Genomic DNA, 19,581 nt, shown 5'->3' with positions numbered 1-19,581 from the left:
GTGGGTCAGGCCAGGGACGGTGGGTCAGGCCAGGGACATGGCGTAGCGGACCAGCTCGCGCAGGGCCTCGGCGGTCGACGCCGGGTCACGCGCGTCGCAGGTGATCAGTGGAATGCCCGGCCGCAACGCGAGGGCGTCCCGCACCTCGTCGAGGTCGTGCCACAGCCGGCCGTCGAACAGGTTCACCGCGACGAGGAACGGCACCGTCGAATCATGCTCGAAGTAGTTGACCGCGGCGAAGGACTGGTCGAGCCGGCGGGTGTCGGCCAGGACGATCGCGCCCAGCGCGCCGCGGGACAGGTCGTCCCACAGGAACCAGAACCGCGCCTGGCCCGGCGTGCCGAACAGGTAGAGCACCAGGTCGGAGTCCAGCGAGATCCGGCCGAAGTCCATGGCGACCGTCGTAGTGGTCTTCTCGCCGTGCGGGGGCAGGTCGTCCACGCCCTCGCTGGCCTCGGTCATCCACGCCTCGGTGTTGATCGGCGGCACCTCCGACACCGAGCCGACCAGCGTCGTCTTGCCGACGCCGAACCCGCCGGCGATCACGATCTTCGCCGAGATCATCAACTGGTCCGGGTCGGCGCCGGCGACCTGCCCCGCCGCGTTCCCGCTCAGACCGGCAGCTCCCGCAGGCCGCTAAGGATCCGCTCCAGCACACCGCGGTCGTGGGAGTAGGCGTGCGCCGTCGGATGGATGAACACCGCGCCCTGGGCGGCGAGATCGCTGATGAGCACGCGGACGACCCCGAGGGGGATCGACAGGATCGCGGACAGCTCGGCGATCGACAACTGCGCGCGGGCCCGCTCGTAGAGCGCCTTCGACTCGGGCATCAGCGACTCGCTCAGCGCCGGGTCGTAGCTGGGGACCGAGACCAGCGTCTCCACCAGCAGGTGGTGGCGGGTCCTGGTGCGGCCACCGGTGAGGGTGTACGGGCGGATGCGCCGGCTGCGCGTCCGCGCCCGCGTCGACGGTCCCGGCGCGCTGTCCAGCGACATCGTGATCACGGTCCTTGTCCGTCTCGGCACTACTTGGCCCGCCCCGCCATTACCGGGACCGTCCCGGCACCGGCATGCGTCCCGGCGTCACAGTTGCCGGCCGGCGAGGACGCGGCGCAGGTCCGCGCGGGTCTGCGGGGTTAGCGCGTGGCCGGCGTGCAGCACGAACTGGGTCATCTCGTAGGCCACGACCTTCATGTCGCAGTCGGCGTCGGTGAGCACCGCGAGGCCCGCGCCCGCATCGATGCCCATGAACAGCAGGTATCCCGACGACAGCCGGACGATGATCTGTTCGCAGGTCCCCTTGTCGAACAGTGCGGCGCTGTTGCGGGCGAGGCTCAGCATCCCGCTGGCGATCGCGGCGAGCTGCTCACCCTCGACGGTGCCGACCGTGTCCGAGGAGGTGAGCGACAGCCCGTCGGACGACAGGATCAGGGCGTGGGAGACCCCGTGCACCCTGGCGACGAAGTCGTTGATGAGCCAGGTGAAGTCGTCGTGTCCCTGGCGGTTGGTCGTGTCCGTCACGGCTTCAGGCCCCTCGCTGCTCGTCACGGGCGGCACGTTCCCCCTCGGTGAACGCACCGAGATCGGCGAGCAGCCGCTCGTGGTCCGCCGCCTGGGCCGCCCCTGCCGCGGGCGGGGCCGGCGGCGGCGGGGCCGCGAGTGGGCCGGTGCCGTTCTTCAGACTGCGTGACACCCGGCGGGGCAGGCCGCTGGCGGTGGTCTCGACGGCGGCCGGGGTCGGTGGCGGGCTCACTGGCGGGTTCGCTGGCGGGTTCGGCACGGGCCGCAGCGCCGGGGAGGCGGTCGGTCGCGCGGAGTGGGCCGTCGGCGCGGTCGGGCGCGGTCGGGCCAGGTGCGCGGACCGGCGCCCCGGCAGCCCGGCGGCCGCCGGGCCCTGCGCCGCGGACCCGGCGGTACGCACGGCGGCGACGGCGGGCGCGAGGGTGACGGTCTGGGCGCCCGACCAGCTCGCCTCGGGCAGCTCGCAGATCAGCGCCGCGGGCAGCAGCACCGAGGCGGTCGTCCCGTGCGGGTGGCGCCGGTCGAGCCAGGTGCGCATCTCGTGCCGGGCCGCGATCCGACCGACCACGGCCAACCCCATGTGCCGCACGGCGTCGTCGTCGAGGGCCGGGCCGGCGCGCAGCCGCTCGTTGAGTCGACGCATCCGCTCCGGGGGCAGGCCGATGCCCTCGTCCTCGACCCGTAGCAGCGCGCTGCCCTGCTCGGTCAGGTGCACGCCGACGCGCACCGGCGCGCTCGGCGGAGACGACTTGGTGGCATTGTCGAGCAGTTCCGCCAGCAGCCGGCCGACGTCCTCGGCGGCGAATCCGACCACACCGAGCGGGACGACCCGGCCGATGGTGATGCGGGAGTAGTGGTCGATGGAGGACATGGCCGCGCGGATCACGTCGACTATCGCCGCGGTCTCCGACGCCGTCTCGCTGGCGTCCCGCCCGGCGAGGATGCGCAGGTTCTCGGCGTTACGGCGCAGCCGGGCGGCGAGGTGGTCGAGCTGGTAGAGCTCGTCGAGCCGCTCGGCGTCCTCCTCGCGGGCCTCCATCTCCTCGAGCTGGGAGAGCAGTGAGTCCACCAGGTTCAGGTCGCGCAGGGCGACGTCGGCGCAGATCGCCGACAGCGCCTGCGCCGCGGACGCGGTCATGGCCGCGGCCGGGCCGCCGTCCGCAGGGAGAGCGGTCCCCGCTGGTAGGGCGGTGTTCACGGATGGGGAGGCCGTCGCCGGCTGGGCGGCGGTCGGCGCCGGCGTGGCTGTGGAGCCCGGCGCGGCTCTCCTCGGCGCCGCGGCGGGTGGGACCGCTGGGCGGGAGTGCGCCCCGGGCGAAGCGAGGAGCTGCGCGGCGACCTCGCGGGAGTTTCCGAGCAGCGCGCGCGATCGTTGGAACAGTTCTCGGGCTCGTGTCGTCATCCCGTCCTTACTGCTCTCTCTCGTGCGGGTCCCTCCCGCCTCCGGCACCCCCGTCAGGCTGGTATGCAATCAGACGCCCGCCGGCCTCGTCCAACCGACTTGCCCGATCCCGGGGTGACATGTCCCTAGTTGTTCCGATCGACGCCAGGAATGGGCGCGGCTAACCATCGCGGTGCCGCCGGTAACACCGGATCAACGTGGCGGGTGGGCGACTGGCCTGCGGCTACGGCGGGATCCCCGGATGTGTCGGAGTCAACCGTGCCCGGCACAACCCGTGGACAGCGCATTGCGCAGACCCGTTCCCCGTGGCGGCGGCAATGCGCCCGCCGGGATGCCCGTGGGGCCCGCAATACCGCCCGGCGCATCGAGGGCACGGCAGATTTCCCGTTACCCGGAGAACTATGTGGGACCAACAGGGTCGCTACGGCGTGGATCGGTGTGGGCGGGTCCGTGGTCCGGCCGGCACCGCCGGCCGCGGACTGCGCGCGACCGTGTCGACCGCCGACCGCCTGCCCCCCGCCTGCCCCCCGTCTGCCCCCCGCCTGCCCGCCGCCTGCCCCCCGCCTGCCCGCCGCCTGCCCCCCGCCTGCCCCCCGCCGGCACGGTGCCCGTCCGCGCCGGCTAGCCTCTGCTCCTTCCACGAGCAAGGGGAGTTCCACGAGCAAGGGGAGCCGATGAAGAACTGGCGGGCGCTCGCCCTGACCGCCCTCGTCGCCGTTCTCGCAGCCTGCGGCGGTTCCGGGGGTGCTGGCGGCGCCGGGGGATCCGGGGGGCCGCCGGCCGGGGCCACGCCCAGCGTCGGCGCGTCGGCCGCGGGCGGGGTGAGCGCCTTCGACCTGGTGCACGACTCGGAGGCGGCGGCGACGTTCGTGACGGCCTTCCGCGCGCAGTTCCCCGCTCTCGCCGCCGGCCGCAGCGACACCGCCCTGCGCGACGACGGCACCCACCTCTGCCTCGACGACCTCCCCGAGGGCGGCGACCGCCTCGCGCTGACCCGCATCCCGGCCCGGTTCGCCGACGGCGGCATCACCCCCGACCAGCCGACCTCCGGCGCCATCCTGGCCCTGGCCCGGTCGACGGTCTGCGCCGCCGCCTCGACGCCGTAGCGCCGGCACCGCCGGGGCCGTCTCGCACCGCCCAGGTCGTCAGTAGCCGCAGCGGGCGAGATGGTCGGCGCCGACCCGGAAGGCGTCGGCGAGCACGCGGATGCGGGGGGGCCGGCGCGCCGGATCCGAGTCGAGCGCCCGGACCAGCACCTCGTCGAGCGTGTCCGGCACCGGAAACGGCAGCGGGAGCCCGCGCAGCGGCGCCGGCCCGCCGCGCGCCGGCACGACGCCGGTCAGGCAGTGGTAGGCCATGGCCGCCAGCCGGAAGATGTCCGTGCGCACCCCGATCCGGGGTTTGTGCAGCCCGAGGCGCTCCTGCTCGGGGGCCCGGTACTCGGCCGGCCCCTCCTCGGCGTGGCGGGCGACCGTGGCGAGCCCCAGGTCGCGCAGCGTCGGCGGCCCCGCCTGCGGGCCGGTCCCCGGCAGGATCAGGCCGTCGGGGGTCAGGGCCCGGTGGCTGTGCCCCGCCTCGTGCAGGGTCGCGAGGACGTCACCCGCGCCCGCGGCGGCGCGCAGCAGGGCGACGGCGGTCGACGGGTCCGGCGCCCAGGTGCGGCCCAGCACCGCCCGCCCCTCACCCGGCGGCGCCGCCCAGGGCCTCGGGCCTGCCGTCGAGCGCGGGGACGGGTAGCCGGGTCCGGTCGGCCGCACCGGATGGAGGCGGGGCCGGGTCGACCCCCGGTCGGCGCGGCGCGGGGGGCCGAAGACCTCCCGCCAGGTCGGACCCGCCAGACGGCCGGCGAGCAGGCCGGCCTCCACCGGCGTCACCTGGCCCTCGATCAGGTCGGGCAGGCCGCGCCGTCCGCCGATCTCGGCGAGCAGGCGGATCTGACTGTCCACGGTCGCGAGCTTCGCGTCCGCCGCGAACCCCGGCCGGCGCACGAGGACGTGGCGGAACCACACCGGGCGCGGCGGCGGACCGGGCAGCGAGGCGGTTCCCTCCCGCAGCACCCAGGATCCGTCGCCGCCGCGCCGTTCCCGCGGATTCCCCTCCAGCAGGCAGGTGCGGGCCGCCACCCGCACCGTCTCACCGCCCGACCAGGACACGTCGGCGAGCGTGCTGCGGCGTGCGGGCGGGGGATCCGTGACCGGCGTCGGCCCGTCCGCCATGCCGGACCAGGCGTAGCCGGCCGCGCGGGGCCAGGAGTAGTAGGCGGCGCGCACGTGCGCGGCCACCGGCCGGCCGAGCCGGGCCCGCAGGCCGTTCTCGTCCCACATCTCGACGCGGATCGAGGTCGCCGCCTGCTGCTCGCGCCGCCAGCGGTCCCACCACATCGCCGTCGGCTGATCCAGCGAACCGGGAACGCAGAGAATCCACCGGTCGATCCCGTAGCCGTACTCGCGTGCATTCCGCACCGCGGCCCGGAACGAGTCCCTGATCTGCGCGCGATGGCTCTCCCGCACCAATGGCAGGAGGTATTTGGCCTCCCAAGCGATGATCCGGTCATCGAGGTGGCCGAGGAAGACATCGATCCCGGCATCCCCGGGGTTGGCACCTATCAGCCGGAAGCCCGGATGCAGCGCATCGACGAGCTGGGCGATCATCTGTACGAAATCGTCCCGTGCGCCGGCCTCGCTGTGCGTGCGCAGGCCGTGCACGCGAAAGTCGACGGGGAACGGGCCAAGGCGCGGATCCGGCATGCGAGATCGCTCTTCCCGGGGCAGCGGAGGGAGACATCGGCCGATCGATCCTAGCTGAATCGCCCTGCTCCGGCTTGCTTCCGGACGTTCCGCCCGGCTCGTCGCCGCGGCGCGCCGGGCGGAACACGGACGCCGCCGCGAGCGGCCCCGCGCGGCGCCGGCGACATTTCCCGCCGCGCCACGCCGCTCGCGACCGCCGACTTCCGTGTGGTTTCACGAATGCGAGCCGGATATCCGGGATATCTTCGCGCCCTACCCGGTCTTCCGTTCATCGCGCCCGAGGAGCAGGCCATGCAACGGTTTTCCCGCCGTGGACGGCCCGCCCGGCCCGGCCGGCCCGTGCCCCCCGCAGTGGAGGCGGCCGCACCCGAGGTTCGCGCCGCCGCCGAAACCTACGGATGGGCGGCCCTCGCGCTCTATGACATCTCGGTGACCTGGTTGAACAACCGATATGTGTGGCGTTGTCCGGCCGCCGTGATCAACCGACAGTACAATGCGTACGCGACCGTGCGGCATCTCGAGGTCGGCGTCGGTACCGGCTATCACCTGGCGCGGGCCCGCTGGCCGGGGTGGGCGGCGATCACCCTCGCCGACCTCAACGAGAACACTCTGCGTTGGACGGCCCGCCGGATCCGCCACCACGAGGTACGCACCGCCGTCGTCAACGCGCTGGAGCCCTTTCCCGACCTGCCCGGGGCGCCGTTCGCCTCGGCCGGGGTGGGCTACCTGCTGCACTGCATCCCCGGCCGGCTCGACGTGAAGGCCTCCGCCGTCCTCGGCAACATCGCCGCGGTGCTCGAACCGGGCGGGGTGGTGTTCGGCAGCACGATCCTCGCGCCGGGGCCGGGGACACCGCCGCGCGCCCGCCGGATGATTCGGCTGCTGAACCGCCGCGGCATCCTGCACAACACCGAGGACACGGCCGCCGACCTCGACCGCGCGCTCGGCGCCGTCCTCGCCGAGCACACCCTGGAACTGGTCGGCGAGGTGGCCCTGTTCACCGGCCGCACGGCGGCCCCCGACGGGCGTTGACCCGGGTCAGGCGGCTCAACCCGGGTCGGTGGTTCAGTCCGGGTCGGTGGTTCGGTCCGGGTCGGGAGGCTCGGCGGACCCGGCAAGGACGTCGAGGAGCTGCTCGCCGTACTTGGCCAGCTTGTTCTCGCCGACGCCGCTGATCGTGGCGAGGTCGGCGAGATTCGTCGGCATCCGCGTGGCGATCTCGCGCAGCGTCGCGTCGTGGAAGATCACGTAGGCGGGAATGCCCTGCTCCTTTGCGGTGGCGCCGCGCCACGCCCGCAGCTTCTCGAACACCGGCGCGGCCTGCGCCGGCAGGTCCACCGGTGCGGCGCGCCGGGCCCGGCCCGCGCCGGCCGAGGCGGCGTCGCCGGCTCTGGCACTCGACCGCGCGACCCGCTCGGGCTCGCGGCGCAGCGCCACCGTGCGCGTCCCGCGCAGCACGTCCGCGCTGGCCTCGGTGAGCGCCAGGGTGCCGTGTTCGCCCTGGACGGCAAGCAGCCCCTGGGCCAGGAGCTGGCGCACGACCCCGCGCCATTCGAGCTCGCGCAGATCCTCGCCGACGCCGAAGACCGTCAGGGTCTCGTGGCGGTGCTGGGCGACCTTGGGTGTCGACCGGCCCAGCAGGATGTCGATGACGTGGCCCGCGCCGAAGCGCTGATGGCGCTCCCGGTCGAGGCGCAGCACGGCGGAGAGCAGTTTCTGGGCGGCGACCGTGCCGTCCCAGGACTGCGGCGGCTCGAGGCAGGTGTCGCAGTTGCCGCAGGCCGCGGTGCCGCGCTGGCCGAAATAGGCGAGCAGGCCGATGCGGCGGCACTCGACCGTCTCGCACAGGGCGAGCATCGCGTCGAGGTGGGTGCCCAGCCGGCGGCGGTGCGCCGCGTCGCCGGGGGAGGCGTCGATGAGCCGGCGCTGCTGGACGACGTCCTGCAGGCCGTAGGCCAGCCAGGCGGTGGAGCGCAGGCCGTCCCGACCGGCACGCCCGGTCTCCTGGTAGTAGCCCTCGACGGACTTCGGCAGGTCGAGGTGGGCGACGAAGCGGACGTCCGGTTTGTCGATGCCCATGCCGAAGGCGATCGTCGCGACCATGACGATGCCGTCCTCGCGCAGGAAGCGGGCCTGGTTCTCGGCCCGGACGCGGTTGTCGAGCCCTGCATGGTACGGCAGCGCGGGGATCCCCTGACCGGCCAGGAACTCGGCGATCTTCTCGACCGACGCCCGGGACAGGCAGTAGACGATGCCCGCGTCGCCGGGATGCTCGGTGCGCAGCAGGTGCAGCAACTGCGCCTTCGGCTCCTTCTTCGGCACGATGCGGTACTGGATGTTCGGCCGGTCGAAGTCCGCGACGTGGTGGTAGGCGTCTGCCAGGCCCAGCCGGGTGGTGATCTCCTTGTGCGTCTCCGGCGTGGCGGTGGCGGTGAGCGCGACGCGCGGCACGCTCGGCCAGCGTTCGTGCAGCATCGACAGCATCAGATAGTCGGGCCGGAAATCGTGCCCCCACTGCGCGACGCAGTGCGCCTCGTCGATCGCGAACAGCGAGATCCTGCCCCGGTCGAGCAGGCGCAGCGTCGCCTCGACCCGCAGCCGTTCCGGCGCGAGGTAGAGCAGGTCGAGCTCGCCGGCGAGGAAGGCGGCCTCGACCGTCCGCCGCTGGTCGAGGTCCTGGCTGGAGTTGAGGAAGCCGGCCCGCACGCCCAGCGCCCGCAGCGCGTCGACCTGGTCCTGCATCAGGGCGATGAGCGGGGACACCACGACCCCGGTGCCCGGGCGGACGAGGGCGGGGATCTGGTAGCACAGCGACTTGCCGCCGCCGGTGGGCATGAGGACCAGCGCGTCGCCGCCGTCGACGACATGCTCGATGATCTCCCGCTGGCCCGACCGGAACGCCTCGTAGCCGAAGACCCGCCGCAGGACCTGCGCGGCGGCGCCGGCGGCACCCTCGGCACTCCGGGCGGCACCGGCGGAGGTGCCCGACGGGGCGGCGGGGTGCCTCTCGGGGCCGGGCGGCAAGGTCATCTTGCCACCTTACGGGCATCCGACCGGGTCGGTGGACCCGCGGTCCGCGGCTGTGGACAACCGCCGTGGTCCACAACCCGGGACGTTCGTCGAGGTCGGCAAGCCGACGACCATGGGCGGGGAAGCGTGGGCTCGCTACGATCCAGGTGATTTGTCACCGCGACGCCCAGCACCGGGGGAGTTGTCCACCCGTGGGCTCGGCGCGGCCGCGGTCCGGGCCGAGGAGAAGATCGCGTCATGCCAACCGACCCGGAGCAGGTCGCGGTCGCGGCCCTGCGCCTCACCGACCCCGTCCAGGTCGGGCCCCACCGCCTGCTCGGCCGGCTCGGCGGCGGTGGAATGGGCGTGGTCTACCTCGGCGACGGCCCGCTCGGCCAGGTCGCCGTGAAGATCATCAGATCCGAGCTGGCCGACAACCCCAGCTTCCGGGTCCGCTTCCAGCGGGAGCTGCAGGCCTGCTTCCGGGTCCGCGGCCGGCACACCGCCAAGCTGCTCGACTTCGACATCACCGCCGAGCCCCCGTGGCTGGCCACCGAGTTCTTCGCCGCGCCCACCCTGGGCCAGCACATCTCCCGCCACGGCCCCCTCGACGAGGCCGACCAGGTGCGGCTGGCGGCCGGGCTCGCCGACGCGCTCGTCTCGATCCACGCGGCCGGCCTCATCCACCGCGACCTCAAGCCGTCCAACGTGATGTGGACGGCCACGGGGCCGATCGTGATCGACTTTGGGGTCGCCGCCGTGCGCGACGCCGACCAGCTCACCGCGACCGGAGTGCTGATCGGCACGCCGGCCTGGCTCGCCCCCGAACAGGTCACCGTCGGTGAGGCCGCGGTGGCCTCCGACGTGTTCGCCTGGGGTGGTCTGGTGGGCTACGGCGCCACCGGGCAGCCGCCGTACGGGGAGGGGCCGTCCGACGCGGTGACCTACCGCATCGTCCACGAGGAACCCCGGATGGACTATGCGCGGATCGCCCCGTCGCTGCGCGAGCTCGTCCGCCGGTCGTTGTCCCGCGAGCCCGGCGAGCGACCCACGGCCGCGGACCTGCGCGCCGCCCTTGCGGACGCGGCGGGCCTCGGTGCCGTGGCGGGCCTCGGCACGTCGGCTGCCCATGCCGCGGCGGGCCTGGGTGCCGTGGCGGGTACGGACACGAAGGACGCCGGCCGGCACGACGGCTCGGCCCGCCTGGACGGAACCGCGCTGGACGTCACCCAGACCTTCCAGACGCCGACGCCGTCCAGCGGCCCACCCCCGTCGATCCCGTCGCCCCCGCCGAGCCCCGCCGGTGGCCCGCCTTCCGCCGAAGGGAGCAACGCCGCAGCCGCGGCGGCGTTCGCCGGGACCCCGCCGTGGAACCTGTCGGGCGTGGCGGGGGACAGGGCGCCCGCGGGGGACTCCGCCGGCCTGCGGGGCCGCCGGCGTCGCGTTCGGCTGCTCGGACTGGGCGCCGCGGTCGTCGTGCTCGCGGCCGCGGCCGTCATCGCCGTGCTGCTGACCGGAGGCGGGGGCGGGGGCGGGGTCGAGGACGAGGGCGGCGGCGACGCACCGACCACCTTCACCTACACCGCCACCGGTCCGTGGCGGCTGCTCGTCGCCGACCGCCAGACGGGTAATGACGTGGGCTGCACTGTGTCGCCGCACGGTGCCGGCAATCCGGCCGGGCTGACGGGGTCGGAGACCGTCTGGGGCGACAAGACGTACCAGCTCCATCAGCCCGGCGGCTACGAGCTCGACGTCACCCCGCCCTCGCCCGGCTGCCGGCTCAGCGCGCTGGCCGGTGGGGGCGACGCGACCCTGCCGTTCACCGTCCAGCAAAGCGGCGACAGCAACGCCTTCAAGGCCCCCGGCGCCGTCGAGGTCCAGGTCAAGGACTTCAACGGCAGCGAGACGTGCGAATTCGTGCTGCGCGATCTCGCCAGCGGGGAGAACGTCGACTTCGCCACCGCCACGAAGGACGCGCCGACCGTCAGACTCGACCCCGGCGGGCGCAGCCAGGTCTACCTGGCCGCCAACGACTGCGCGGTACGGATCGGCGCCGCCGGCTGAGCCCGGCCGGAGCGGCAGGCCCTTGGACGAGTAAGTCCGAATCGCTCTCGAGACGCCAGGTAGTCGCTTACCGACTCTGCTGGCGCCGCACGGTCACGGGCGTGTCTGTGGGTGCGTGTCCGTGGTCTGCGGCTTCCCTGAGTGTGCTCGCTGGCGGCAGTAGCGCTCGACGAGGAACAACAGCAGCAACAGCCCCGCGCCGACGGCAGCATAGGTGAATCCCCAGAAGACTGCCATCCACACGGTGAACACGCTGCCGATCGCTGTGCCGGCGCGACGCTTGAAGGTGCGCGCTGCCGTGTCACCGAACCGTCGGCGGACGGCTGCGGACCCCACGGTTCCCACGACAAGGTTGACCGTCGTGAACCCGAAGATCCATATCTGACCACCCGGAGTCGCTGTGTCCATGCATCAAGATAGGGCGACAGGCCGCATACGAGGATGAATTTCGGCGCGGGAAGGCTGAAGGGCGTGGGCGTAGTCGGGGGTCGCGTACGGCTCAGGCGGCAGGAGTGGGCGCCGAGCGTGTCCACCGCTCGGACGGTCGCGCTCGGTCGACGCATCAGCAGATGCGGGGGAGTTGTTCGCCGAGCGGTCGGTCGACGATGCGGGTCCCGCCGAAGGCGGTGCGGGCTACGACGACGCCCGGATGCTCCGCGGTGGCGGAGCCGATCACCACCGCGTCGCGGCCCGCCGGGTGCGCGCGCATTGCGGCGAGCACCGCGTCGGTGTCTTCGGCGGCGACGAACGCGACGAGCCGGCCCTCGTTCGCCACGTGCAGCGGGTCAAGACCGAGGAAGCCGCAGGCCGCCTCGACCACGGGCGGCACCGGCACCGCGGACTCGGTGAACTCGACGCCGGCCCCGGCCGCGGCGGCGATCTCGCACAGCGCGGTCGCCAGGCCCCCGCGGGTCGGGTCGCGCAGCGCGTGCACCCCGGGGACGGTCGCGGCCAGCATGGCGGCCACCAGCCCGTGCAGCGCCGCGGTGTCGGAGCGGACGTCCCCGCCGAACTCCAACCCCTCGCGCATGCTGAGCACCGCGATCCCGTGCTCGCCGACCGGTCCGGAGACGATGATCCGGTCCCCGGGCGCCGCCCGGTCGGGTCGGACGTCCACTCCGGGCGGGACGAGCCCGATGCCGCTGGTGTTGACGTACAGGCCGTCGGCGAGGCCGCGCTCGACGACCTTGGTGTCGCCGGTGGCCAGCCGTACCCCCGCCGCCGCGGCGGCGCGGCCCATCGCCTGCGCCACCCGGCCGAGGACGGCGAGCTCCAGCCCCTCCTCCAGGATGAACCCGGCCGACAGCGCCAGCGGGACCGCGCCGCGGCAGGCCAGGTCGTTGACGGTGCCGTGGACGGCGAGCTCGCCGATCGAACCGCCGGGGAAGAACAGCGGCCGCACGACGTAGGAGTCCGTCGTGAACGCCAGCCTGATCCCGCCGACGGCCAGGACCGCCGCGTCCGCCAGCGCCGCGTCCGCCGAGGCTGCCGACGCCGCGCCCTGCAACGCTGCGCCCTGCAACGCTGCGCCCTGCAACGCTGCGCCCTGCAACGCCGCGTCCATCAGTGCTGCAGCCGGGTCACATCGCGCTGTCGACCCGCCTGCGGCGAACGCGGGCAGGAACAGGTGTTCGATCAGCTCGCTGGTCAGCACGCCGCCGCCGCCGTGGCCCAGCACGACCCGCTGATGGTCACGCAGCGGGACCGGGCAGGCCCAGCCGGTCAGGTCCGCCAGGTTGGTCACGCCTCCACCGCCGCTGCCGGCCCGGCGGAGTCCGGGGTGTGGGCCCTGCCGGCCGGGGCGAGGCGCCGGTACTGGTAGTAGGCGGCGCACGCACCCTCCGCCGAGACCATCGTCGCCCCCAGCGGGCGGCGCGGCGTGCAGGACGTGCCGAACGCCCCGCAGTCCGGCGGCCGGAGCAGCCCCTGCAGCACCGCGCCGCTGCGGCATGCCGCCGGTTCGGCGACGGTCAGCCCGCCGACGTCGAAACGGATCTCCGCGTCGAAGTCGCGCCACGCGTCCGCGAGCCGCCAGCCCGAGTCCGGGATCGTCCCGATGCCCCGCCAGGCCCGATCGCACACCGTGAAAACCTCGGCCAGGATCGCCCGGGCGGCCGGGTTGCCCTCGGGCTGCACCGCCCGCAGATAGGCGTTGGCGAGCTCGGCCCGGCCCGCCTCGAGCTGCGCGACGGCGTGGCGCACCCCGTCGAGCAGGTCCAGCGGCTCGAACCCGGTGACGACGATCGGCATCCGGTGCGCGGCGACCAGCGGTTCGTACTGCTCGGTGCCCATCACCGTGCACACGTGCCCGGCGGCGAGGAACGCCTCCACCCGGTTGCCCGGGGCGGTGGCGACTGCACTCATCGCCGGCGGGACCAGCACGTGGCTGACGAGCATCGAGAAGTTCGCCAGCTTGCGGCGCCGCGCCGTCACCGCCGCCAGCGCGTTGGCCGGCGCGGTCGTCTCGAAGCCCACCGCGAAGAACACGACCTGCCGGTCGGGATGCGCCTCGGCGAGGCCGACGGCGTCCAGCGGCGAGTACACCACCCGGACGTCCCCGCCGCGGGCCTTCACCGTGAACAGGTCCGTGTCGCTGCCCGGCACCCGCAGCATGTCCCCGAACGAGCAGAAGATCACCTCCGGGCGGGCGGCGATCGCCAGCGCCCGGTCGATCGTCTCCAGCGGCGTCACGCAGACGGGGCAGCCGGGCCCGTGGATGAACTCGACCTGGTCGGCGAGGAGCTGGTCGAGCCCGTGCCGGATGATCGCATGCGTCTGGCCGCCACAGACCTCCATGAGCGTCCAGCGCCGGCTCGCGGTGGCGGCGATCGCGTCCAGCAGCCACCGGGCCAGCTCCGGGTCGCGGAACTCCGTCAGGTACTTCACCGGCCCACCTCGGCTTCGGCCGCGCCGAGTTCCTCGCCGAGCAGCCCGAGTTCGCGGAACATCGCCAGCGTCTGCCGCGCAGCGTCCTCGTCCACGGTCGTCAACGCGAAACCGGCATGAATGATCGTGTACTGCCCGACGGTGACATCGGGCAGGTAGGCCAGGCACACGGTCCTGGTGACGCCGCCGAAGTCGACGAGCGCCATCCGGGTGCCGCGGTCATCCCAGATCTCGGTGATCCGGCCGGGTATCCCCAGGCACATCGCGTCACACTCCCTTCAGCCCGCTACCGGCGCCGGAGCCTGGTCGCCGGCCAGCGCCGCGACGACCGCCTGGCCGAGCGCCAGCCCGCCGTCGCCCGCCGGCACCACCTGATGAACGAGCACGCCGAAACCGGCGGCGGTCAGCCGCGCCCGGCAGGCCCGCAGCAGCACGACGTTGGCGAAGACTCCGCCGGTCAACCCGACCAGGCCGACGCCGGACCGCCGCCGCGCGACCTCGGCGACGCGGGCCACCGCGTCCGCGACGGCGAGGTGGAACGCGGCGGCCAGCGCGGGCGCCGCCACGCCCGCCCGCAGGCCGTCGACGAGGCCCGCCAGCACCGGCGCCGGCTCCAGGACGCCGTCGGCCAGCCCGAAGGCAAGCGGCCGCCCGCCCGCGACGACCGCGATCGGCCCGGCGGCCTCGGGCCTGCAGTCACCGCCCCGCCGGCCGGCGCCGAGACCGTGGGCGCCGAGACCGTGGGCGCCGAGACCGTGCGCGGCGAGACCGTGGGCGGCGAGGGCCTCCAGCTCGACGGCGGCCTGCGCCTCGTAGGTGGTCCGCTGGCGTACCCCGAGCAGCGCCGCCACCGCGTCGAACAGCCGGCCCATGCTGCTGCTGGGCGTGCAGGCCACGCCCCGGTCCAGGGCGGTGCGCACCGTGCTCAACTCCGTGGCGGAGCAGGCCCGCACCGGGGCCAGGTCCGCAGACCAGGCCAGGCCCGCCGCGGCCAGATGGGCCAGCGCCACCCGGCACGGGTTGCGCACCGCGGCGTCCCCGCCGGGCAGGCCGACCGGGCGCAGGTGGGCGATGCGCTCGGCGCGGGTGACGTCGGAGCCGACGAGGAGCACCTCGCCGCCCCAGATCGTGCCGTCGTCGCCGTAGCCGGTGCCGTCGAAGGCGACGCCGAGGATGGGCTCGCCGAGCCGGCCGTGCTCGGCGAGCAGCGCCGCCACGTGCGCGTGGTGGTGCTGCACCAGCCGCAGGGGGCGGGCGGCGCCGGCGGTCCGCCGTGCCCAGGCCCGGGTGCTGTAACCGGGGTGCGGGTCGGCGGCGAGGACCGCGGGCTCGACGCCGTACAGGCGCGCCATCCGCGCGGCGGACCGTTCGAACGCCGTGATCGCCGCGAGGCTGCCCAGGTCGCCGAGATGCTGGGACAGGATGGCGCGGCGCCCGGTCGTCAGGCAGAGCGTGTTCTTCAGCTCGCCGCCGGCGGCGAGCACCGGCCCGACCGGACGGGGGAGATCCACCGGCAGCGGGACGTGGCCGCGGGAGCGGCGCAACGGCACGATCTGGTCGCCGTCGCAGCGCACCACCGAGTCGTCGCACGGCGCCAGGATCGGCCGGTCGTGGGTGAGGAAGGCGTCGGCGAGCCCGGCGAGGCGGGCGCGCGTCTCGCCGTCGTCGAAGCAGATCGGCTCGCCGGAGCGGTTGGCGCTGGTCATGACGAGCAGCCGCGGCGGCGGACCGCCGGCCGGGGCCGGCGCGAACAGCAGGTGGTGGACCGGCGTGTACGGCAGCAGCAGCCCGACGAGCGGGCTGCCCGGCGCGACCAGGGCCGACAGCGGCGCCCCCCGGGCGCGGCCGGTGAGCACGATCGGCGCGGCCGGCCCGCTCAGCAGCGCCGCCACCGTCGGCGAGACGTCTCCGGCCAGGGCGGCCGCCGCCAGGTCGCGGGCCATCACCGCGAAGGGCTGGTCCGGCCGGCTCTTGCGACCGCGCAGCCGGGCCAGGGCGTCGTCGTCCTCGGCGCGGCAGGCCAGGTGGTAGCCGCCGACGCCCTTGACCGCCACGATCGCGCCGGCCGCCAGCGCCCGCTGGGCGGCCGCGAGCGCCGCGTCGGTGCCGGTGACCTCCGGCCCGTCCGCCGGGCTGAACCACAGCCGCGGCCCGCAGTCCGGGCAGGCGATGGGTTCGGCATGGAAGCGGCGGTCGCCGGGGTCGGCGTACTGGGCCGCACAGCGTGCGCACATCGGGAAGCGGGCCATCGTCGTCGCCGCCCGGTCGTACGGCAGCGCGTCGATGATCGTGAACCGGGGGCCGCAGTTCGTGCAGGTGATGAACGGGTGGCGGTAACGCCGGTCCGCCGGGTCGAACAGCTCGCGCAGGCAGTCCGCGCACACCGCCGTGTCCGGCGGCACCAGCGTCCGCGCGCCGGCCGCGGCCGTGCTCGCCACGATCCGGAACCCGCCATGGCCTGGATGGAGGGTGCCGGGGACGTGGGTCACCGTGATCTGGTCGACGCGGGCGAGGGGCGGCGCGGACGGCGCCAACCGGCGGAGAAACTCGGCCACATCGGCAGCGTCGCCGTCGACCTCCGCGAAGACCGAGGCCGAGTCGTTGCCGACGAAGCCGGTGAGCCCGAGGCCGCTGGCCAACCGGTAGACATGGGGCCGGAACCCGACCCCCTGCACGACACCCTCGACCACGACCCGCCGGCGCACCCGCCCACCCGGCGGGCGCGTCGCGGCCCGCTCGCCGGTGCGTGGCGTGCTCATCGCCGCCGCTCCCAGATCATGACCCGGTTGTTGCCGGAGTCCGCGACGGCGAGCCGGCCGGCGCGCAGGGACAGGCCGTACGGCCAGCAGAACGTGTCGGCGGTGACGCTCGACCAGCGGTTCTCCCCGGTGCCGGCGAACGTCGGCTGGCCGAGGACGGCGGTGGCCGGGGCGCCGGTGACCTGTGGCAGGCCGTCCCAGAGCAGGATCCGGTTGTCGGCGGTGTCCGCGACGGCCAGCAGATCGCCGTCGCAGTCGGCCGCGTAGGGAAATCGCAGCGTGTCGGCCCGCGCCGGGGCGTAGGGCGATTCGCCGCAGGCAGTCAGGTCGGTCTGGCCGAGGGCCAGGTCGGCGGCGGTGTCGGAGTCCGGCGGGGGCGTCCAGCCGAGCAGCCGGTGGTTGCCGGCGTCGGCGACGAGCAGCCGCCCGGCGTTCCCGGCGACGTCGTGCGGCCAACGGAAGGTGGCGGGCCCGGCCGGGCCCCCGCGGTTGTCCTCCCGGCTGATCGGATCGGGCTGGCCCAGAATCAGGTCGGGCGCCTGATCGGGGGAGGACGGCAGACCGCCCGACCAGCCCAGCACCCGCCGGTTGCCGGTGTCGGCGACGTAGAAGCGCCCGCCGATCACGGCCACGCCGAACGGCCAGTAGAAGGTGGTCGGCCCGCACGGCCCGCCGCGGTTCTCCCGCACGCTCGCGGCGTCCGGCTGGCCGAGTACCAGGTCGGGAGGCGTGTCGGTGGCCGTCGGGATGGTGTCCCAGACGAGGATCCGGTGGTGCCAGGCGTCGGCGACGACGAGCCGACCGTCGGTGACGACGAGCCCGGTCGGCAGACGCATCCCCCGTTCGGGCCCGCGCCCGCCGGCCGCCGGGCCCTCGCTGCTCGCGTCCGCCTGGCCGAGCACGACGTCCGCGGGGGCGCCGTCGCGGGCCGGGCGACCGTGCCAGATCAGCACCCGGTGGTTGCCCGAGTCGGCCACCACGAGCAGGTCGTCGTCGAGCCACACCCCGCGTGGCGCGTACAGCCAGGACGGCGACGGCCGCGCCGCGGGCAGCGCCAGCCCCCCGGGCGCCGGCGCGCCCAGCCACACCCGAGGTTCCCACCCCGCCGTGCCGCCGGCCGTCGCGTTCTGCGGCGCTGCGCTGTCCTCCACCGCGGCCGCCGTCGGCGCGGCCCCCGGCGCGGCGTCGCCCGCGACGGTGGCGCCCGTCCCGGTGCCGGAGACGCTGGCCGTCGACCGGGGGGATCTCATGCGGGCCCGGGTCCGGGCGCGCCGCGCCGGCGGGCGATCTCGTCGAGCACGCCGCGCACCGCCAGCACCGCGTCGTCCGCCCCGGACTCCTCGAAGATCGTCCGCGCCTCGTGCAGCACTGCCGTCGCCTGGTCGTAGGCGCCGAGATGGGCCAGCGCGTTGCCCTGGTTGGCCAGTGCGCGGGCATGGCCGAGCGGATCGGTGTCCCGGTCGCGGGCGACGATGACCTGCTGGTAGCGGGCCGCCGCCTCGATCAGGTTGTCCTTCTGGTGCGCCGACGGCGCGTAGACCAGGGCGTTGGCCAGGTTGAGCTGGGTGCTGGCCCACTGCTCGGGATGGTTCTCGGGGGTGTAGACGCTGAGCGCCGTGCGCAGGCCCTGGATCGCGACGCCGATCCGCAACTGGTCGGAGGCCTGGCTCATCGGCATGGCCAGGTAGGCGGTGGCCAGGTTGACCTGCACCGCGGCGAACAGCTCCGGCGCGCTGTCCACGCTGATCAGTCGGAGCGCGGCCAGGTAGTGCTCCACCGCGGTGCGCAGGGCCGCCGCGTCGTCGCGGGCCCGCTCCTGGTGGGCCGCGCCGAGGGCCAGGCGCAGCTCGGCGCGGGCGACCACGAGGTCGGTGGCGTCGAGGGCGGCGAGCGCCGTGGTCAGGTCGGCGAGGACGTCGTCGGTCGGCCCCTCGATACTGCGGCGCAGGTCCGCCGCGGTGGAAAGCAACTGCGCGGCCAGGCCCGGGGACGCCTCCCACGCCGCGGCGACAGCCCGGCCCAGCGCCCCCGCCGCCTCCCCGGTCCGCCCGGCGGCCATGGCGTGGGCGGCGTGCGTCGAGTGCACCAGCGCCGCGATCTCGCCGGTCTCCCCGGCCAACGGCGGGGGCTCGACCAGATCACCGAGGGCGAAGCGGACCACGTCGACGAGAATCCCGAGCTCGGGGCCGAGGGCCTGGCGAAGCTGCGCGGGGTCCTCGACCGGCGGGCCTCCCGGGCGCAGGACGAACCGGTTGTACCGGTTGATCGGGTCGTCGCCGTCGAGCTGGTCGGCGGCGCCGACGATGTCCCCGCGATACGCGAGCTCCAACGCGAGCAGCCGCGCGGGCCACGTGTTCGGCCGACGCCCGGCGGCGAGCGTGCGGCGCAGCTCGGCCGTGTCGTCGCCGCCCGGCACCAGCAGGAAGCCGGCGGGCAGCGGGAACACCCCGACCGGCTGCGGCCGGGCGTGGCGCGTGGCGATGTCGGTCGCCGCGTCGCGGTCAGCCATGGGGGTCTTCCTCGCTGTGCTCGTCGGTAGCCGGGTGCTCGTCGGTAGCGGAGTGCTCGTCGGTAGCGGAGTGCTGGCTGGTTGCTGGATGCTGGCCGGGTGCGGGCTCCGGGGCTCGGGCCGCGAGATCGGCGAGGATCAGTGCCTGCATGCGTTCCATCGCGAGGCGCACGGCCGGAGTGAGATCGGCACCGGGTTCCAGGCCGCCGGCCTCGACGAGGTAGACGGCGATGTCGGCCGGGTAGTCGTCGCCGAGCAGCCAGCGGCCGAAGGCGAGCGCCTGGTCCCAGCGCACGGCGTGCGGGTGCGGCAGGTGCAGGGGGAGATCGTCGAGTTCCGCGCCCGGCACCCGGTAGACGGTGCCCGGCGCGGCGCCGGTGCGGGCGGCGTCGACGATCACGACCCGGCGTGCTCCGCGCATCGCGAATGCCGTGTCCAGCCCGGCCGTGCCGCCGTCGACCAGGCGCACCGCTGCCGGCACGCCCGCCTCGGCGAGGCGGCGGATCAGGATCGGCCCCACCCCGTCGTCGCCGCGCAACAGGTTCCCGCAGCCGATCACCACCGTGTCGCAGCGTGGCGGTGCGAAGCCGGGCGGATCGACCTGCACCCGGGGGCTGGCGGGCACCGGTCGTCCGGCGGGTACCGGCCGTCCGGCGGGTACCGGTCGTCCGGCGGGTACCGGTCG

Annotated in this window: 17 protein-coding genes; 3 read left to right on the top strand and 14 right to left on the bottom strand. The window is 74.8% G+C overall.

Going from position 1 to position 19,581, the window contains the following annotated elements:
* Positions 1 to 24 precede the first annotated feature (24 nt).
* From AC5R91_RS11580 to AC5R91_RS11565, 4 genes are all read right to left on the bottom strand, one after another.
* A complete protein-coding gene (locus tag AC5R91_RS11580) occupies positions 25 to 564 on the bottom strand; it encodes a GTP-binding protein (protein WP_495397157.1) in 540 nt (179 codons plus the stop codon).
* Between the two features lie 47 nt (positions 565 to 611).
* Positions 612 to 995, bottom strand: a complete 384-nt coding sequence (locus tag AC5R91_RS11575) for a DUF742 domain-containing protein (RefSeq protein WP_495397156.1) — start codon at positions 993 to 995, stop codon at positions 612 to 614.
* An 87-nt stretch (positions 996 to 1,082) separates the two neighbouring features.
* On the bottom strand, positions 1,083 to 1,520 hold the full coding sequence (locus AC5R91_RS11570) for a roadblock/LC7 domain-containing protein (protein ID WP_055406904.1): 438 nt from the start codon (positions 1,518 to 1,520) through the stop codon (positions 1,083 to 1,085).
* A gap of 4 nt (positions 1,521 to 1,524) precedes the next feature.
* A complete protein-coding gene (locus tag AC5R91_RS11565; RefSeq protein WP_495397155.1) occupies positions 1,525 to 2,922 on the bottom strand; it encodes a sensor histidine kinase in 1,398 nt (465 codons plus the stop codon).
* A 674-nt stretch (positions 2,923 to 3,596) separates the two neighbouring features.
* Here AC5R91_RS11565 and AC5R91_RS11560 point away from each other — a divergent pair.
* Complete coding sequence (locus AC5R91_RS11560; RefSeq protein WP_495397154.1) at positions 3,597 to 4,028, top strand: hypothetical protein; 432 nt, start codon at positions 3,597 to 3,599, stop codon at positions 4,026 to 4,028.
* Positions 4,029 to 4,067: 39 nt separating this feature from the next.
* On the opposite strand, the gene AC5R91_RS11555 is transcribed toward AC5R91_RS11560, so the two are convergent.
* Positions 4,068 to 5,669 carry a protein kinase family protein gene (locus AC5R91_RS11555; RefSeq protein ID WP_495397153.1) on the bottom strand — a complete coding sequence of 534 codons (1,602 nt, stop codon included), beginning with the start codon at positions 5,667 to 5,669 and terminating at the stop codon, positions 4,068 to 4,070.
* Between the two features lie 291 nt (positions 5,670 to 5,960).
* Between AC5R91_RS11555 and AC5R91_RS11550 the strand changes: the two genes are divergently transcribed.
* Positions 5,961 to 6,701, top strand: a complete 741-nt coding sequence (locus AC5R91_RS11550; protein ID WP_495397151.1) for a class I SAM-dependent methyltransferase — start codon at positions 5,961 to 5,963, stop codon at positions 6,699 to 6,701.
* A 33-nt stretch (positions 6,702 to 6,734) separates the two neighbouring features.
* Here the strand turns inward: AC5R91_RS11550 and recQ are convergent, their stop codons facing one another.
* A complete protein-coding gene (recQ, locus tag AC5R91_RS11545; protein WP_495397149.1) occupies positions 6,735 to 8,699 on the bottom strand; it encodes a DNA helicase RecQ in 1,965 nt (654 codons plus the stop codon).
* Positions 8,700 to 8,936: 237 nt separating this feature from the next.
* Between recQ and AC5R91_RS11540 the strand changes: the two genes are divergently transcribed.
* Positions 8,937 to 10,742: a serine/threonine-protein kinase gene (locus AC5R91_RS11540; protein ID WP_495397148.1), complete on the top strand. Its 1,806-nt coding sequence runs from the start codon at positions 8,937 to 8,939 to the stop codon at positions 10,740 to 10,742.
* 93 nt (positions 10,743 to 10,835) lie between these two features.
* On the opposite strand, the gene AC5R91_RS11535 is transcribed toward AC5R91_RS11540, so the two are convergent.
* The 8 genes from AC5R91_RS11535 to AC5R91_RS11500 all read right to left on the bottom strand — a co-directional run bounded on the left by AC5R91_RS11535 (position 10,836) and on the right by AC5R91_RS11500 (position 19,521).
* Positions 10,836 to 11,087 carry a hypothetical protein gene (locus AC5R91_RS11535; protein ID WP_495397147.1) on the bottom strand — a complete coding sequence of 84 codons (252 nt, stop codon included), beginning with the start codon at positions 11,085 to 11,087 and terminating at the stop codon, positions 10,836 to 10,838.
* 217 nt (positions 11,088 to 11,304) lie between these two features.
* Positions 11,305 to 12,486: a hydrogenase expression/formation protein HypE gene (gene hypE, locus AC5R91_RS11530; RefSeq protein WP_495397145.1), complete on the bottom strand. Its 1,182-nt coding sequence runs from the start codon at positions 12,484 to 12,486 to the stop codon at positions 11,305 to 11,307.
* Positions 12,483 to 13,628 (bottom strand): hydrogenase formation protein HypD, encoded by a 1,146-nt coding sequence (gene hypD, locus AC5R91_RS11525; RefSeq protein WP_495397143.1) that lies wholly within the window; start codon positions 13,626 to 13,628, stop codon positions 12,483 to 12,485. Before hypD ends, hypE begins: the two co-directional genes overlap by 4 nt.
* Positions 13,625 to 13,891, bottom strand: coding sequence for a HypC/HybG/HupF family hydrogenase formation chaperone (locus tag AC5R91_RS11520; protein ID WP_495397141.1), 267 nt, complete (start codon positions 13,889 to 13,891; stop codon positions 13,625 to 13,627). Before AC5R91_RS11520 ends, hypD begins: the two co-directional genes overlap by 4 nt.
* 15 nt (positions 13,892 to 13,906) lie before the next feature.
* Complete coding sequence (hypF, locus tag AC5R91_RS11515; RefSeq protein ID WP_495397140.1) at positions 13,907 to 16,387, bottom strand: carbamoyltransferase HypF; 2,481 nt, start codon at positions 16,385 to 16,387, stop codon at positions 13,907 to 13,909.
* Positions 16,384 to 17,637, bottom strand: coding sequence for an NHL repeat-containing protein (locus AC5R91_RS11510; RefSeq protein WP_495397139.1), 1,254 nt, complete (start codon positions 17,635 to 17,637; stop codon positions 16,384 to 16,386). The genes hypF and AC5R91_RS11510 overlap by 4 nt, the downstream gene beginning before the upstream one ends.
* On the bottom strand, positions 17,634 to 18,896 hold the full coding sequence (locus tag AC5R91_RS11505; protein WP_495397138.1) for a hypothetical protein: 1,263 nt from the start codon (positions 18,894 to 18,896) through the stop codon (positions 17,634 to 17,636). The genes AC5R91_RS11510 and AC5R91_RS11505 overlap by 4 nt, the downstream gene beginning before the upstream one ends.
* Entirely contained in the window at positions 18,889 to 19,521 is a 633-nt protein-coding gene (locus AC5R91_RS11500) for a hydrogenase maturation protease (RefSeq protein WP_495397137.1), read from the bottom strand. The genes AC5R91_RS11505 and AC5R91_RS11500 overlap by 8 nt, the downstream gene beginning before the upstream one ends.
* Positions 19,522 to 19,581: the final 60 nt, after the last annotated feature.

The sequence above is a fragment of the Frankia sp. BMG5.60 genome (genome assembly GCF_059428125.1).
This window is presented reverse-complemented; position numbering and strand designations above follow the sequence as displayed.

Bases quoted from the DNA above. Each gene is read 5' to 3' on its own strand.
- AC5R91_RS11580 (WP_495397157.1), bottom strand. From the start codon at position 564: ATGATCTCGGCGAAGATCGTGATCGCCGGCGGGTTCGGCGTCGGCAAG.
- AC5R91_RS11575 (WP_495397156.1), bottom strand. From the start codon at position 995: ATGTCGCTGGACAGCGCGCCGGGACCGTCGACGCGGGCGCGGACGCGC.
- AC5R91_RS11565 (WP_495397155.1), bottom strand. From the start codon at position 2,922: ATGACGACACGAGCCCGAGAACTGTTCCAACGATCGCGCGCGCTGCTC.
- AC5R91_RS11560 (WP_495397154.1), top strand. From the start codon at position 3,597: ATGAAGAACTGGCGGGCGCTCGCCCTGACCGCCCTCGTCGCCGTTCTC.
- AC5R91_RS11555 (WP_495397153.1), bottom strand. From the start codon at position 5,669: ATGCCGGATCCGCGCCTTGGCCCGTTCCCCGTCGACTTTCGCGTGCAC.
- AC5R91_RS11550 (WP_495397151.1), top strand. From the start codon at position 5,961: ATGCAACGGTTTTCCCGCCGTGGACGGCCCGCCCGGCCCGGCCGGCCC.
- recQ (WP_495397149.1), bottom strand. From the start codon at position 8,699: ATGACCTTGCCGCCCGGCCCCGAGAGGCACCCCGCCGCCCCGTCGGGC.
- AC5R91_RS11540 (WP_495397148.1), top strand. From the start codon at position 8,937: ATGCCAACCGACCCGGAGCAGGTCGCGGTCGCGGCCCTGCGCCTCACC.
- AC5R91_RS11520 (WP_495397141.1), bottom strand. From the start codon at position 13,891: ATGTGCCTGGGGATACCCGGCCGGATCACCGAGATCTGGGATGACCGC.
- hypF (WP_495397140.1), bottom strand. From the start codon at position 16,387: ATGAGCACGCCACGCACCGGCGAGCGGGCCGCGACGCGCCCGCCGGGT.
- AC5R91_RS11510 (WP_495397139.1), bottom strand. From the start codon at position 17,637: ATGAGATCCCCCCGGTCGACGGCCAGCGTCTCCGGCACCGGGACGGGC.
- AC5R91_RS11505 (WP_495397138.1), bottom strand. From the start codon at position 18,896: ATGGCTGACCGCGACGCGGCGACCGACATCGCCACGCGCCACGCCCGG.